This window comes from Curtobacterium sp. MCSS17_006, from assembly GCF_003234215.1.
GTDB classification, from domain to species: domain Bacteria; phylum Actinomycetota; class Actinomycetes; order Actinomycetales; family Microbacteriaceae; genus Curtobacterium; species Curtobacterium flaccumfaciens.
This window is the reverse complement of sequence record NZ_QKSO01000025.1, coordinates 21,268-35,461: the sequence shown is the minus strand read 5'-3', so window position 1 is coordinate 35,461 and position 14,194 is coordinate 21,268. Positions and strand designations below refer to the sequence as shown.

At 71.3% G+C, this 14,194-nt stretch carries 16 protein-coding genes; 11 read left to right on the top strand and 5 right to left on the bottom strand.

Annotated features, from left to right (window positions below; genetic code table 11):
- The first annotated feature begins 160 nt into the window (after window positions 1-160).
- From DEJ21_RS17705 to DEJ21_RS17660, 10 genes are all read left to right on the top strand, one after another.
- The gene (locus DEJ21_RS17705; protein WP_111225493.1) at window positions 161-676 is read left to right on the top strand and encodes a GNAT family N-acetyltransferase; all 516 of its coding nucleotides are present in this window, start codon (window positions 161-163) and stop codon (window positions 674-676) included.
- Window positions 673-1,335, top strand: a complete 663-nt coding sequence (locus DEJ21_RS17700; RefSeq protein WP_111225492.1) for an HAD-IA family hydrolase — start codon at window positions 673-675, stop codon at window positions 1,333-1,335. The genes DEJ21_RS17705 and DEJ21_RS17700 overlap by 4 nt, the downstream gene beginning before the upstream one ends.
- Complete coding sequence (locus tag DEJ21_RS17695; protein WP_111225491.1) at window positions 1,332-1,982, top strand: HAD family phosphatase; 651 nt, start codon at window positions 1,332-1,334, stop codon at window positions 1,980-1,982. The genes DEJ21_RS17700 and DEJ21_RS17695 overlap by 4 nt, the downstream gene beginning before the upstream one ends.
- A gap of 19 nt (window positions 1,983-2,001) precedes the next feature.
- Window positions 2,002-3,762, top strand: coding sequence for an AMP-binding protein (locus DEJ21_RS17690; protein ID WP_181435954.1), 1,761 nt, complete (start codon window positions 2,002-2,004; stop codon window positions 3,760-3,762).
- Between the two features lie 18 nt (window positions 3,763-3,780).
- Complete coding sequence (locus DEJ21_RS17685) at window positions 3,781-4,320, top strand: GNAT family N-acetyltransferase (protein ID WP_111225489.1); 540 nt, start codon at window positions 3,781-3,783, stop codon at window positions 4,318-4,320.
- A gap of 31 nt (window positions 4,321-4,351) precedes the next feature.
- Window positions 4,352-5,209 (top strand): hypothetical protein, encoded by an 858-nt coding sequence (locus DEJ21_RS17680; protein WP_111225488.1) that lies wholly within the window; start codon window positions 4,352-4,354, stop codon window positions 5,207-5,209.
- Window positions 5,210-5,258: 49 nt separating this feature from the next.
- A complete protein-coding gene (locus DEJ21_RS17675; RefSeq protein ID WP_220035580.1) occupies window positions 5,259-5,744 on the top strand; it encodes a luciferase family protein in 486 nt (161 codons plus the stop codon).
- Between the two features lie 197 nt (window positions 5,745-5,941).
- Entirely contained in the window at window positions 5,942-6,874 is a 933-nt protein-coding gene (locus DEJ21_RS17670; protein WP_111033997.1) for an ABC transporter ATP-binding protein, read from the top strand.
- Entirely contained in the window at window positions 6,871-7,743 is an 873-nt protein-coding gene (locus tag DEJ21_RS17665) for an ABC transporter permease (protein ID WP_111225487.1), read from the top strand. The genes DEJ21_RS17670 and DEJ21_RS17665 overlap by 4 nt, the downstream gene beginning before the upstream one ends.
- A gap of 94 nt (window positions 7,744-7,837) precedes the next feature.
- Window positions 7,838-8,317 carry a hypothetical protein gene (locus DEJ21_RS17660; RefSeq protein WP_111225486.1) on the top strand — a complete coding sequence of 160 codons (480 nt, stop codon included), beginning with the start codon at window positions 7,838-7,840 and terminating at the stop codon, window positions 8,315-8,317.
- Window positions 8,318-8,329: 12 nt separating this feature from the next.
- Here DEJ21_RS17660 and DEJ21_RS17655 read toward each other — a convergent pair whose 3' ends face one another.
- Window positions 8,330-8,935, bottom strand: a complete 606-nt coding sequence (locus DEJ21_RS17655) for a dihydrofolate reductase family protein (RefSeq protein ID WP_111225485.1) — start codon at window positions 8,933-8,935, stop codon at window positions 8,330-8,332.
- Between the two features lie 104 nt (window positions 8,936-9,039).
- On the opposite strand from DEJ21_RS17655, the gene DEJ21_RS17650 reads away from it, so the two are divergent.
- Entirely contained in the window at window positions 9,040-10,962 is a 1,923-nt protein-coding gene (locus DEJ21_RS17650; protein ID WP_111225484.1) for a family 43 glycosylhydrolase, read from the top strand.
- Window positions 10,963-10,978: 16 nt separating this feature from the next.
- Here the strand turns inward: DEJ21_RS17650 and DEJ21_RS17645 are convergent, their stop codons facing one another.
- Genes DEJ21_RS17645 through DEJ21_RS17630 form a run of 4 tightly spaced genes read right to left on the bottom strand, consistent with a single transcriptional unit; the run spans window position 10,979 to window position 14,110 of the window.
- Window positions 10,979-12,460, bottom strand: coding sequence for an aldehyde dehydrogenase family protein (locus DEJ21_RS17645; protein WP_111225483.1), 1,482 nt, complete (start codon window positions 12,458-12,460; stop codon window positions 10,979-10,981).
- A gap of 53 nt (window positions 12,461-12,513) precedes the next feature.
- A complete protein-coding gene (locus DEJ21_RS17640; protein ID WP_220036591.1) occupies window positions 12,514-13,413 on the bottom strand; it encodes a PfkB family carbohydrate kinase in 900 nt (299 codons plus the stop codon).
- A 28-nt stretch (window positions 13,414-13,441) separates the two neighbouring features.
- On the bottom strand, window positions 13,442-13,663 hold the full coding sequence (locus DEJ21_RS17635; protein ID WP_111225482.1) for a hypothetical protein: 222 nt from the start codon (window positions 13,661-13,663) through the stop codon (window positions 13,442-13,444).
- Window positions 13,664-13,690: 27 nt separating this feature from the next.
- Complete coding sequence (locus DEJ21_RS17630; RefSeq protein ID WP_111225481.1) at window positions 13,691-14,110, bottom strand: CBS domain-containing protein; 420 nt, start codon at window positions 14,108-14,110, stop codon at window positions 13,691-13,693.
- Window positions 14,111-14,194: the final 84 nt, after the last annotated feature.

The following is a 14,194-nucleotide window of genomic DNA, read 5'->3' as shown; positions in this document are numbered from 1 at the left end:
TGCTGTGTGCGCGCCGAACACACCCTTGGTGGGGTGGAGAACCAGCGATGTGCGGCTGGTGAGCGCTCCGGGTGTTTCCCGGTCGTTGCAGGTGATTCGGCGTCGTCCGCCAGTCGGATTGGAACGATTTCTCCGGGCCTGCCACCCCTAGGCTCGGGTCATGCGGGGAACGACGATCCGACCGACCACGGAGGACGACTGGGAGTCCGTTCGGGCACTGCGGCTGGAGATGCTCCGGGACACCCCGAAGGCGTACGGGGAGCGGCTCGCCGACGCGGAGCGGCTGCAGGAGCGTGACTGGCGTCGACGCGGCCGCCGTGAGCACGACGTCGGCGGGACGACCCTCGCCGCCATCGATGCCGGCGGCCGGTGGGTCGGGACGATGGGCGTGTTCGTCCCCGGCCCCCGGGTCGGGCCGCTCCTGGTCGGCGTCTACGTCGCTCCGTCACACCGGGGCCGTTCCGCCGGCGTCGCCGATGCGTTGCTCGACGAGATCGAGGTGTGGGCGGCTGCACACGGCTCGGCCCTGCGGCTGCACGTGCACGCGGGGAACACCCGTGCGCAGGCCTTCTACGCTCGTCGTGGCTACGAGCCGACGGGGGCGACCGAGGCGTACGTCCTCGATCCGAGCGAACTCGAGATCGAGATGATCCGGCAGCTGCGGGGATCGCTGTGAGCGGCGGGACGGCCGGGGCTGCGGGGCCCGCCGTGCGGTGGTTGCTGTCCGACGTTGGCGGCGTCCTCGAACTTGTGGACGACGCCGCCTGGCCCGGACGCTTCCGGGCGCGGTGGGCCGAGCGTCTGGGGATGACGACGGACGACTTCTCCGCTCGCCTCGTCGCAGCCGACCTGCCCGACGCCTCTCGCCAGACCGGTGTCGTCGACCAGTACTGGGGCTCGATCGGTACGGCGCTCGGGCTGGGGGCCGACCAGCTCGCCGTCATGCGGGCCGACTTCTGGGATGCGTACTGCGGAACGCTGAACCAGCCGTTGTACGACTTCCTCGCCGGACTCCGCGGAAGGATCGGCCTCGCGATCCTGTCGAACTCGGGCGACGGCGCTCGAGAGGAAGAGGAGCGGCGCTTCCGGTTCTCGGCGGTGTTCGACCCGATCTGCTACTCCCACGAGATCGGCGTGAACAAGCCCGATCCCGAGGCGTTCCGGATCACGCTCGAGCGCCTCGGGGCGGATCCGGACGAGGTGTTCTTCGTGGACGACGTGCCGGAGAACATCGAGGCTGCACGTGCGCTCGGCATCGGGGCGCACTTGCACGTCGACACCGACGAGACGATCCGGGTGCTCGATGCGGTCGTGCGGGGGAGCGGCCGGCAGTGACCGTCGGCATCGTGTTCTTCGACGTCGACGGAACCCTCGTCAGCCCCGGTTCCAGCAGCAGTTTCCTGGCTGCCCGCTTCGGGCACCAGGACGCGCTCGACGATGCAGAAGCCCGCTACGCCGACGGCGATCTCACCAACCAGCAGGTCAGTGAGGTCGACGCACGCGGGTGGCGTGGCACGTCCGTCGCGACGGTCGACCGGTGGCTCGACAGCCTGCCGGTGTTGCCCGGAACCGAGACCGTCGTCGCGTGGTGCCGTGCCCACGACGTCGAACCCGTGCTCGCGTCGCTCGCGTGGCAGCCCGTGACCCGTTCCCTCGCGCGGCGGTTCGGGTTCGTCCCGAACGGCGGGCCCCGCGTGGGGGAGCACCGCGGCATCCACGACGGCACCGTCGCCGAGCACTTCGACGAGTTCGACAAGCGGGACCGGGCGCTCGCGCTCGCTCGTGACCTCGGTGTACCGATCGAACGCTGCTGCGCTGTCGGCGACAGCCGCTCGGACATCCCGCTCTTCCAGGCGCTCCCCAGTGCGTTGGCGCTCAACGCGGGTCCGGCGGCACGTGCGGCCGCGAGTGACGCGATCGACGCGGACGACCTCTCGCGCATCATTCCCTGGCTCGACCGCTGGCTCCGGGAACTCGCCTGATCGATCGGCTCTGAGACGGATGCGGCATGATCGGTCCGTGTCTTCTGTGAACCCGACCGACGCGTACCGTGCCGCCCGCGACCAGCTCCTCGCCGCGGACTCTCCGGAAGCGGCACGCGCCGGGTTCCGCTGGCCGGACGTCGGCGACACGTTCAACTGGGCGACCGACTGGTTCGACGTCATCGCGACCGGCAACAGCCGCACCGCGCTCTGGATCGTCGAGGAGGACGGTCGTGAGCAGCGGCTCAGCTACGCCGAGATGGCCGCACGGTCCGATCGGCTCGCCGCGCGCCTGCACGGCTTCGGCGTCCAGCAGGGCGACCACGTCCTCGTCATGCTCGGCAACCAGCTCGAGCTCTGGGAGACCATGCTCGCCGTGATCAAGCTCGGCGCGGTCATCCTGCCGACCTCGACGATGCTCGACACCGCCGACCTGCAGGACCGCGTCGACCGGGGCTCGGTGGCGCACGTCGTCACGAACCGGAGCGAGACGCACAAGTACGACGACGTCCGCGGGTCCTTCACGCGCATCGTGATCGGCGGTCCCGCTGACGGGTGGACGGAGTACCCGAGCGACCTGGGTGAGCCCGCTCCCACCGATGAGGTCCGCCCCCACGTCGTCACCCGCACGACCGACCCGTGCCTGGTCTACTTCACGTCCGGCACGACGTCGAAGCCGAAGATGGTCGTGCACACCCAGACGTCGTACCCGGTCGGGCACCTCAGCACGATGTACTGGCTCGGCGTCCGACCCGGCGACGTGCACCTGACGATCAGCTCGCCCGGGTGGGGCAAGCACGCCTGGAGCTGCTTCTTCGCGCCGTGGATCGCGGAGGCCACCGTGTTCATCCACAACACCGCGCGCTTCGACCCCGCCGCACTCCTCGCGCAGCTCGAGCAGGCCGAGGTCAACACGTTCTGCGCGCCGCCGACCGCGTGGCGGATGATGCTGCAGTCCGACCTCGGCGCGAAGCCGCGCGCGCTCCGGGAGCTCATCTCGGCCGGCGAGCCGCTCAACCCCGAGGTCATCGGCCGGGTCGAGGCAGCGTGGGGGCTCACCATCCGCGACGGCTACGGGCAGACCGAGACCACGGCGATCATCGGCAACGCCCCGGGCGCCGCCGTGACACCCGGCGCGATGGGCAAGCCGCTCCCCGGTGTGACCGTGACGCTGCTCGACCCCGTGACCGGCGAACCGGGCGACGAGGGCGAGGTCTGCCTCGACCTCACCGAGCGGCCCGTCAACCTGATGGCCGAGTACCTCGGTGACCCCGACCGCACCGCCTCGTCGATGCGCGACGGCTTCTTCCACACCGGCGACATCGCTGTCCGCGACGCCGACGGCGAGCTGACCTTCATCGGCCGCACCGACGACGTCTTCAAGTCCTCGGACTACAAGGTGTCGCCGTTCGAGGTGGAGAGCGCTCTGCTGCAGCACCCGGCCGTGGCCGAGAGCGCGGTCGTCCCGGCACCCGACGACGCCCGTCTCAACGTCGTCAAGGCGTACGTCACGTTGGCCACCGGATGGGAGGCGTCGGCCGACACCGCCAGGCAGGTCCTGGAGTACGCACGCACGGCTCTCCCCGCCTACGCGCGCGTCCGCCGCGTCGAGTTCGCGGAGCTCCCGAAGACCATCTCGGGCAAGATCCGCCGCGTGGAGCTGCGGGAGCGCGAGGAACAGTCGGTGACCAACGGCACGCGCGCCGAGGCGGAGTGGCGCGACGACGAGTTCCCCGGCCTCCGCGCACCCCGCCCGCAGGCCGGGCCCGCTGCCGGCTGACGGTCGGGGAGACCACACATGGTCGTCGTGCTGCGCCCGTGGTCGCTCGACGACGCGGCTGCGCTCTTCGTCGCCAGCCGGTCGAACCCGGACCTCGCGACGCAGTTCCCGGACGTCGGGCTCGATGACGAGGAGCAGGCCCGCGCGCACATCAGGGGCGCCCTGCGGTTCGACGAGCGGGCGAAGAACTGGGCGATCGTGGAGGACGGAGTCGCGGTCGGGAACGTCGGGCTCGCGGCGATCGAGTTCCGGCACGCCACGGCCTGGGCGCACTACTGGCTGGCGGCCGATGCTCGCGGCCGTGGGCTCGCCGCTCGTGCGTTGACGAGTGTGTCGACCTGGGCGTTCGACGCCGGGCTCTTCCGCCTCGAACTCGGACACCGCTCGAACAACCTCGCGTCGTGTCGAGTCGCCGCCACCGCCGGGTTCCGCGCGGAGGGCGTCGAACGGCAGAAGCTCCGGTACGGCTCGGAGCGGTTCGACGTGGAGACGCACGCCCGGCTGGCGACCGATCCGGTGTCGGACCTGCCCGGGTTCGAGGTCCGGACGACGTCCTGACGGCTGCCCCGGTCAGTCCTAGGCTCGGCACGTGGAACTGATCAAGGACGCCTCGCGCGGCGACTGGTTGCTGGCCCGGGCCGGCTCGTTCGCCTCGTTCGGCGGCGTCGCGGGCACCGGGTTCGAGGCGTACGCCCGGATCCTGCACCCGCTCCGAGCGGATCGCGAGGACCGGACGACCGTGGACGAGTACGACGAGCACCCGGTCCTCGAGTCGGCCGAGTGGCGCTGGGCCGACGTCGCCGAGCGCACCCGTCGGACGATCGACCCCCTCGTGTCGTGGCAGACGCTCAGCGGTCGGGACGACGAGTCGGACCTGCCCTTCGAGGACGGCTGGGTCGTCCATCCACCCGAAACGGGCTGGTACGAGCCGAAGCAACTCGCCGCGCTCACCGGGCTCCTCGCCGACGCGACGTCGACCCCGGACGACCTGGTCGGGGCGGTCTGGGACGGATGGGGCGACCTGAACGCGTCGACGTTGGGCTTCGGGTGGCAGGGGAGCGGCGAGCCGACGGCGGCCGAGCGCGTGGAGATGCAGGCGCACATGGCCCGGGCCCAGGCGCAGCACCGGCGGGAGCAGGCTGCGCTCCGGGAATCGCTCGCGGGTCCGCGCTTCCTGTGGCCGGCCCGCGAGTGCTTCCTGCTCTCCATGTCCCTGCTGCAGCTCAGCGACCCGTCCTGGACGGACGACGCCCGCGTGGGCACGGACGTCGACGTCGGGCACACCCCGCAGATGCTCTGGCCCGAGGGGCACGAGTGGGTGCTCGCCACCGAGATCGACTGGGACTCGACGATCGTCGCAGGCTCACGGCCACTCGTCGACGCGATCCTCGCCGACGCCCGGTTCGAGGCGTACGAGGTCGACGCGGACGCTTCCCCCTCCTCGTGAGGGCCCGAACAGGAGCGACGCAACCCGGCCGAGCCGGTATCGTCGAGCAATGATCAGGTCCATCCGTCGCGGCGAACGGCCCACCGTGTCCGACGCCGGTCCCCAGCGGCAGCTCACCGACCGTGCGACGCCGGAACTGTGGGGAGCACTCGTGGGGAGTGCGGTCGCCCTGCCCGGCGTCGAAGAGGGGCACAGCCAGGTGTCGCCGGCGTCGTCACGCGCGTTGTTCCTGCGCGGTCAGCGCGCCCACGTCGTCCCGTGGACCTCACTGGCGCCGGACGGACGACTCGAACCCGTGCACCTGCACGGCGTCGAGGACACCTCGGTCCACCTCTGTCTCCCGGTCGCACGGGGAGCCGAACTGACCGAACTCGGGTGGGCGATCCCGCACCAGTACGAGGACCACGGGACCGAGTTCATGGTCTACGGCCCGCGCGACGCCGAGGAACTCGCGGTCGTGCTGTCGATCATCGAGGAGAGCCTCGCGTTCGCTCGCGACCCTGGGGATGAGCGTCCGGCCCACCAGCCCGTCTGAGCACGGCGCGCCGGCCTTTCGCGTCCAGCGACATCTCACGGGCCGCCGCGCGCGTGAACTGTCGCCCAGCACGAAAACCCGCGCGACGCCGATGCCGACCCCCGCCCCGGCGCCGCCCCCGCGTCACCCTGTGGGAGCACACATCTCCCCCCAACGGCGGACGCGGCGCCGACGGCCCCTCCCGTAGCGTCGAGGCCGTGATCGAAGTCAGCCATCTCACCAAACAGTACGGTCCGAAGACCGCCGTGGACGACGTCTCCTTCGTCGTGCGTCCCGGCAGTGTGACCGGCTTCCTCGGGCCCAACGGCGCCGGGAAGTCCACCACGATGCGCATGATCATGGGGCTCGACCGGCCCACGTCGGGCACCGCCACCGTGAACGGCCAGCCGTACACGAGCTTCCGCGACCCGCTCCGGCAGGTCGGCGCCCTGCTCGAGGCGAAGGCCGTGCACTCGGGCCGCAGCGCCTACAACCACCTGCTCTCGCTCGCGGCGACCCACGGCATCCCGAAGTCCCGCGTGCACGAGGTCATCGACATGACCGGCCTCGACTCCGTCGCGAAGAAGCGCGTCGGCGGGTTCTCCCTCGGCATGGGGCAGCGCCTGGGAATCGCTGCCGCACTGCTCGGCGACCCGAAGACCCTGATCCTCGACGAGCCGGTCAACGGCCTCGACCCCGACGGTGTCGTGTGGGTGCGTCAGCTCGCTCGCCGCATGGCCGCCGACGGCCGCACGGTGTTCCTCTCCAGCCACCTGATGAGCGAGATGGCACAGACCGCCGACCGCGTGGTCGTGCTCGGCCGGGGCAAGGTCCTCGCCGACGCCCCGATCGCCGAGTTCGTCGCCGGTGGTGGAGCCGCTGCCGGCACCGATGCCGCCGTCAGCCGCGTCATCGTCCGCACGCCGGACCCGAACGGCCTGTTCACCGCCATCGGCCCGAACGCCGCGGTCACCCAGCGCGAGGACGGCTCGTTCCTCGTCGTCGGGCCCGACGCACCGACGGTCGGCAACATCGCCGCACAGGCAGGCGTCCCCCTGCACGAACTCACCCCGACCGGCGCGAGCCTGGAGGAGGCCTACATGGCCCTCACCCGCGACGACGTCGAGTACCGATCGGAGGGCACCCGATGAGCGCCACCACCTCGCCCACCACGCCGTCGACCCGGATGTCCGGCTCGACCCGCCTGTCGTTCCCGCACCTGGTGCGGAGCGAGTGGATCAAGCTGCGCAGCATCCGATCCACGTTCTGGTGCTACGCGATCCTCGTGGTCGTCACCATCGGAATCGCCGCGCTGGTCGGTGCGATCGCGAACAACGGCGGGCAGGACCTGCCGACGGACGCCGCCAACGGCACGCTCGTGAACGCCAACGCCGTGAGCGTCATGCTCTCGTCGCTCGTCGTCGGCGTCCTCGGCGTCCTCATCATCACCGGTGAGTACGGCACGGGCCAGGTCCGCTCGACCTTCACCGCCGACCCGCGCCGCACCGGCGTGATCCTGGCGAAGGCCACCGTGCTCGCCGTCACGACGTTCGTCGTCAGCGCCGTCGCCACCTGGATCGGCGTCCTCATCTCGCTCCCGCTGCTCGCCGGCAACGGTGTCGAGCCGGAGATCGGGGATCCGTCGGTGTTCCTGCCGATCCTCGGCTCGTCGGTCTACCTGTCCATGCTGGCGCTCCTCGCCTACGGCATCGGTCTGCTCGTCCGCTCGAGCGCCGGTGGCATCGCGATCACACTCGGCCTCCTGCTGGTCGTGCCGTCGGTGCTCGCACTCATGAGCGGGCTGATGAACGTCGAGTGGCCGATGAACATCGCGGCGTTCCTGCCCGACTCAGCTGGCAGCCAGCTCTACGCCTACTCGTACGACGGTGCGAGCGCGGCCGCCACTGCCACCAACGGCGGCATCAAGCTGAACGGCTGGGGCGGCTTCGGCGTCCTCGCCGCCGAGGTGCTCGTCGTCGGTGGCCTCGCCCTGACGCTCGCGCGCCGTCGCGACGTCTGACGCGACCACCCCACGGCCGGGAGGCGCGGTGCCAGCCGGCACCGCGCCTCCCGTCGTTCCGCGGGCGGGTCCACCGCGTCACTAGGCTCACAGCGTGCGCTCCGTCCCCGCCCTGCTCCTGCCCGCGATCGCGGGTGTGCTCCTGCTGGCCGGCTGCGCCGGGCCGCCGCCCGTCGACGAGGCAGCGCTGTCCGCCTGGGAGAAGCGGCAGCGAGCAGTCGAGTCGGACACTGAGCTCGGCGCCCTGTTCGCCGCGGTGTCGCCCGGGGACGACGACAGTGACGAACCAGGCACGGGCGTCACCATCACGTTCCCGCACCCGGAGTCGGTCGACCACCTCGAGTTCTCCTGCTTCGGGGACGGGCACATGAGTGGCTCCTCCACCATCGGGTCGGCGGGCGCCTCGCAGACCCAACCGACAGAGCCGATGGCTTGCCGAGACGGGTCACAGCGGATCGACCTTCCGGCGGAGCTGCGTCGCCAGGCGGACAGCGTCTCCTTCAACGGGTTCGACAGTGACCGGGACAGCGCCTGGTACGTCCGGATCATCGCCACCGAGCCCGTCGAGGACTGACGTTCCGAGCGCTCAGGACCGCCGGACGTCGTACCGGTGCATGGTGACGCCGTTGTCGTAGCGCTGCTGCTCGAACAGGTCGAGCTGCACGAGCGGCCGGTGCCCCGCGAGCGGCGGGTCGAACAGCGGTCGGCCGGCGCCGAGCACCGACGGGTGCGTGAACAGCATGACCTCGTCGAGCAGCCCGGCGTCGAGCAACTGGCTCGCGATGCTCGGCCCGCCCACGCCGACGTCGCCGTCGCCGGAGGCACGGATCGCGGCCAGCTCGGCGATCGCGTCGCCGTCGCCACCGATGACCCGGGTGTCGTGGTCGGCGGTGGTCCGTGTGCGGGACACCAGGATCTTCGGCTGCGCGGTCCAGATCTCGCCGTACTCGCGCAGGTACTGCGGCATCGACTCGTCGTGCCGGGCGTCGGGCCAGAACGGGTCCATCATGTCGCGCACCACCCGACCCTCGACGGACAGGGTCATCGCGGCGGCGCGGGCGTTGAACTCGCGGTGCAGCGGCTCGTCGATGCGGATCCAGTCGGGTCCGTCCAGGCCGTCGTGCTCGCCGGGGGCCCGTTCGACGAACCCGTCGACGGAGACGTTGATCCAGTAGACGAACCTCGCGGGCATGGCATGACTCCTTCGTCGAGCCGAGCGTACGCTCGCGCACGTCGCCAGGCGACACCCGCAGTCCCTCAAGCAGTACCTCCCTCAACGACGAGAGCAGGTCCGGCATGCGCCGATCATCCACCGCACTCCTCGCCGTCGTGACGTTCCTCGGCGTCGCGACCACGGGCCTCCAGGCCGCGCCAGCGGACGCGTCCGCGGTGCCGGGCGGGACCACCCGGGCGACCACCTCCACGACCGCGGCGTCGAGTGCGGCCAGCCGGCACGGCCGCGCGGCGCCCAGCCACCGGAACCCGGTCGCGCTCAGCCTGCCGGACGGGCAGACGGCGGCGAGCTGCGCGGACCCGACCGTGATCCACGGAGCCGGACGCGACCGCAACTGGTACCTGTACTGCACCACCGACGCGCTCACCGCGACGGAGCAGAACCCGGACGGGTCCCTCGTGCAGCACGCGGTGCCCACGTACCGGTCGACCGACCTGACCCACTGGACGTACGTGAACGACGCGTTCCCGACGAAGCCCGCCTGGGTGGGAGACGCGAACGGGATCTGGGCGCCGGACGTCGTCTACCGCGCCGGGGACCGCGGCCGCGTGGGCACGTGGTACCTGTACTACGCGGCCTCGGACACCCCGTCGGCGACGGGGCCGAGCGGCGGCGGCTCCGCGGTCGGGGTGGCGACGAGCTCGAGCCCGACGGGCCCGTGGAAGGACTCCGGCGGACCGGTCGTGGCACCGCAGACCGCGCCGAACGGCGACGGCGCGCGGTGGGCCTTCGACCCCGAGGTCATCACCGACAAGGGGACGACCTACCTGTACTTCGGCAGCTACTTCGGCGGCGTGAACGTCCGGCGGCTCAGCGCGGACGGCCTGCGATCCGACCCGTCGACCGAGCGGCAGATCGCGATCGACAACCGCTACGAGGGCGCGTACCTGATGCGGCACGGCGGCTGGTGGTACTTCATGGGCTCCGCCACGAACTGCTGCAACGGCGCCCTCACCGGCTACGGCGTCTTCGTCGCCCGGTCACGGAGCCCGCTCGGGCCGTTCACGGACCGCGACGGCGTGGCGACCACGAGCACCCGCGTCGGCGGCACGCCCCTGCTTGCGCAGAACGGCAACCGTTGGGTCGGCACCGGCCACAACACCGTGGTCACCGACTTCGCCGGCCAGGACTGGATCATCTACCACGCGGCCGATCGCACCGACCCGTACTACGCGGGGCAGCCGACCTACACGAAGCGGCCGGCGCTGATCGACCCGCTCGACTGGCAGGGCGGCTGGCCGGTCGTCCGCGGTGGTGCCGGGCCGTCCGACACGGTGCAGCCGGGGCCGGTCGCGCAGCCCGGGCAACGACCGACGTACCGGGCGTCCACCGCCCCGGTCGACGTGCCGGGTCGGACGATCCGCGGGCTGTCGACCTCCTTCGACGGTGCCGCGTTGCCCGCCGCGCTCACGTGGACGCGTGCGCCCGACCCGTCCACCTGGACCGTCGCTGACGGCACGTTCCGCTGGCAGACGCAGGACGCCGACATCCACCCGCCGGCGACGCCGCTCGCATCGGTGTTGTCCGAACCGGCGCCCCGTGGGGACTACGTGCTCCAGACCACGGTCGGGGTGGACACCCCGGCGACCGGCGACGGCCTGAACTACGTGCAGGGCGGCCTGATCGTCTGGGGCGACGACGGCAACTACGTCCGGCTCACCTCGAACTCGATCTTCAACACCCGCCAGACCGAGTTCGGCAAGCAGGTGTCCGGGCAACCGGCCGGGGCGCCGAGCTACGGCAACATGGTCGTCGGTCCGGTCGGGGACACCACCACGCTCCGGATCGTCCACCGCGAGGTCCGGGGTGAGGACCGGTACACGGCGTACACGAGCCTGGACGGTCGGCACTTCGTGCGGGGTGGGACGTGGACGGCGGACCTCGGCAGTACGCCCCGTGTCGGGCTCATCTCGCTCGGGGGCTCCGGCTTCACCAGCACCTTCGAGGACCTCCGCGTGAGCACGGTGGCCACGATCCGGCGGTGACCACCGATCTCTCGGATCACACCAACGGGTAGCCGCGCTGGCTGCGCTGGATCGACACCCAGTGCAGCTTCGTGAGCTCGTCGATGATCCAGTCCCCACGGAAGCGCCCGAGGCCGGAGTTCTTCTCGCCGCCGAACGGTGCGTTCGCCTCGTCCTCGTCGCTGACGTCGTTGACGTGGGTCATCCCGGCGTCGATGCGGCGGGCGAACCGGTCCCCACGCTCGAGGTCGCGGGTGAAGACGGCGCTGGACAGGCCGTAGTCGGTGTCGTTCGCGATGCGGAGGGCATCCTCTTCCCCGTCCGCTCGGATGATCGGCACGATCGGGCCGAAGGACTCCTCGCGGGCGATCGACATGTCCTGGGTGACGTCGACGAACACGTGCGGTGGCAGCACTCGGCCGTCGGCGTCGCCACCGAGGACCTGTCGGGCGCCTTCGTCGCGGGCGGTCGCGATCTTCTGCTGCAGGGACTCGAGCTGCTTGTCGTTCACGACCGGACCGATGAACGTCTCTGGGTCGTCGACGTCGCCGACCCGCAGCGCGCCGACTCGGGCGACGAAAGCCTCCACGAAGGCGTCGTGCACCGAGGTGTCGACGACGATCCGGTTGGTGCTCATGCAGACCTGGCCCTGGTGCAGGAACCGGCTGAAGACCGCCGCGCGCGCCGCCTGCTCGACGTCCGCGTCGTCGAGCACGACGAACGGAGCGTTCCCGCCGAGCTCGAGTGCGACCCGCTTCACGTGCTCGCCGCCGGTGGCGAGTTCACCGATGTGCCGGCCGACGGCGGTGGAGCCCGTGAAGGAGACGAGCTTGGGCACCGGGTGCTCGACGACGTAGTCGCCGATCTCGCTGCCGGCACCGACGACGACGTTCAGCAGACCGGCGGGCAGGCCGGCCTCCTCGAACACCTTCGCCAGCAGGAGGCCGCCTGCCACCGGGGTGTCGCTCGCGGGTTTGAGGACGACGGCGTTGCCGAGTGCGAGCGCCGGCGCGACGGACCGCTGCGACAACTGCAGCGGGAAGTTCCACGGGCTGATGACGCAGACGACGCCGAGGGGGTCGCGGTAGGCTCGGTTCTCCTTGCCCGGGATGTCCGAGCCGCGGATCTCACCGTGCACCCGGTACGGGAACGACGCCGCTTCCTGGGTGACGGCACGGGCGGTGTCCCACTCGAACTCCGCCTTGAAGCGGGTGCTCCCGGCCTCGCGCACGAGCCAGTCGGTGATCTCGTCCCTGCGGTCGTCGAACACCTGCACGGCGCGGGTGATGACACCGGCCCGCTCCGCCGTGGTGGCCCGCGCCCAGTCGACCTGGGCGGCGCGCGCCGCCTCGTACGCCGCGTCGACGTCGTCCTGGCCGGCGAGCGACAGCTCCAGCAGCGTCTCGTCGGTCCACGGGTTCGTGTCCTGCCCGGTCCGGTCGGAGCTGCCCGGGCGCCACTCGCCGCCGATGAACAGCCGGTCGAAACCCTCGTACGGTGCCGGTGCGGTCGTGGTCATGGTGTTCCCTTCCATCGTGCGGTGCGGTGCGGTGCGGTGCGACGCCGCGGTCGTCAGCTGCTGAGGTCCGGACGCCCGCCGAGGTGGGCCACGGTCGACGCCGCAGCCCGGGCTGCGGACTCGGCGGCCGAGCGTGGATCGGCGCCGCTGATCAGGGCGGCGACCAGCCCTGCGACGAAGGCGTCGCCGCCGCCGGTCGGGTCCACGACCTCGATGTCGCCGTAGGGCAGGAAAGCGCTCCCGGTGCCCCAGTCGACGAAGTCGCCGGCGCCGGGGACCGTGACCGCCGCCACCGAGGCCCCGCGTCCGAGCAGTTGCCGGGTCGCGCGCGCAGCGTCCTGCCGCGATGCGATGCCCGACCCTGTGAGGATCTCCGCCTCGATCGCATCGGCTCGGACGACGTCGGCGACCTCCACGAGTGCGTCGTCGTCCGTGCCGGTCGCACCGTCCAGCACGATCCGTGCGCCGGCGGACTGCGCCAGCTGCGCGGCTCGGAGCAGGGCGTCGGCGGGCTGCTGGAGTTGCAACGTCACCACCGACGCCGTCATGAACACCGCTGATGCGCTCGCGACGTCGTCCGGCGTCGTGAGCGCGCTCCCGGGGACGTCCTCGAACAGGCGTCGCCCGCCGTCGACCACCAGGTCGACGAGCAGGGCGGTCCTCCCGCGACGGGTGATCACGGAGGTGTCGATCCGTTCGCGTGCGGCTTCCTCGAGTACCGCATCGCCGGCGTCATCGGTTCCGACCACGCCGACCACGGCCGACGCGATCCCGAGTTGCCGCAGCCCGAGCGCATGGTTCGCGCCCTTCCCGCCGAGCCGTTCGATCCGCTTCCCCACGGGCGCGCTCCCGCCGACGCTCGGGAGCCGGTCCACCTCGAGCACCAGGTCACGCGCGATCTGGCCGACGACGACGGCTTGCGGGGCGTTGCTGCAGGATCCCAGTGCGCTCACGACGCGCCTCGGACCAACGGATCGGTGATCACGAGATGCCGTCGGCGGGCCGGTACTCGTAGGCGAGCGGACAAGCAGGAGGTTGCACCATGTCGCCGGTGGCGCACCACGCCCGCCCGACGTGTACGAACCGTGCGGGAGGATCGCCACGGATGACGACCTTGATCGGGGACCCGTGCTCGGGCACGAGCACGATGGGGCGGACCTCCCCGTGGGGATCGAGTGTGATGATGTCGAGGTTCTTGACCACTGTGTCCCTTCGGTCGGCGCTGCGCGGTCAGGAGTCCTCGGAGATCGCCCCGACGGTCTCGCCGGTCTGCCCGGCCTCGAGCTTCCGCGCCACGTCCGCCTGGCTGATCATCCCGACCAGCCGGTGTCCGTCGATCACGGGGAGACGCCGGACCTGGTGCCGCTCCATCGTGGTCAGCGCGTCACGGATGTCGTCGTCGGCACCGATCGTGACGACCTCGCTGAAGCCCAGGTCCTTCGCCGTGTAGTCGCCGGGGGTCCCGCCCTTGGCGACGCACTTCACGACGATGTCGCGGTCCGTCAACACGCCCTTGAGCTTGTCGTCCTCGCCGCAGATCGGCAGGGCGCCCACGTCCAGGTCCGCCATCTTCTTCGCGGCGTCGACCAGCGTGTCGTTCTCCCCGACGCACTCGGCGCCCTCCGTCATGATCTCGCGTGCAGTGGTCATGTCGATCCTCCTCAGGGTCGTCGGACTGTTCGGTTCCCGGCCTACGCGGGTCCGGATCAGCCTCCGCGCAGACCCCGCCGGTGC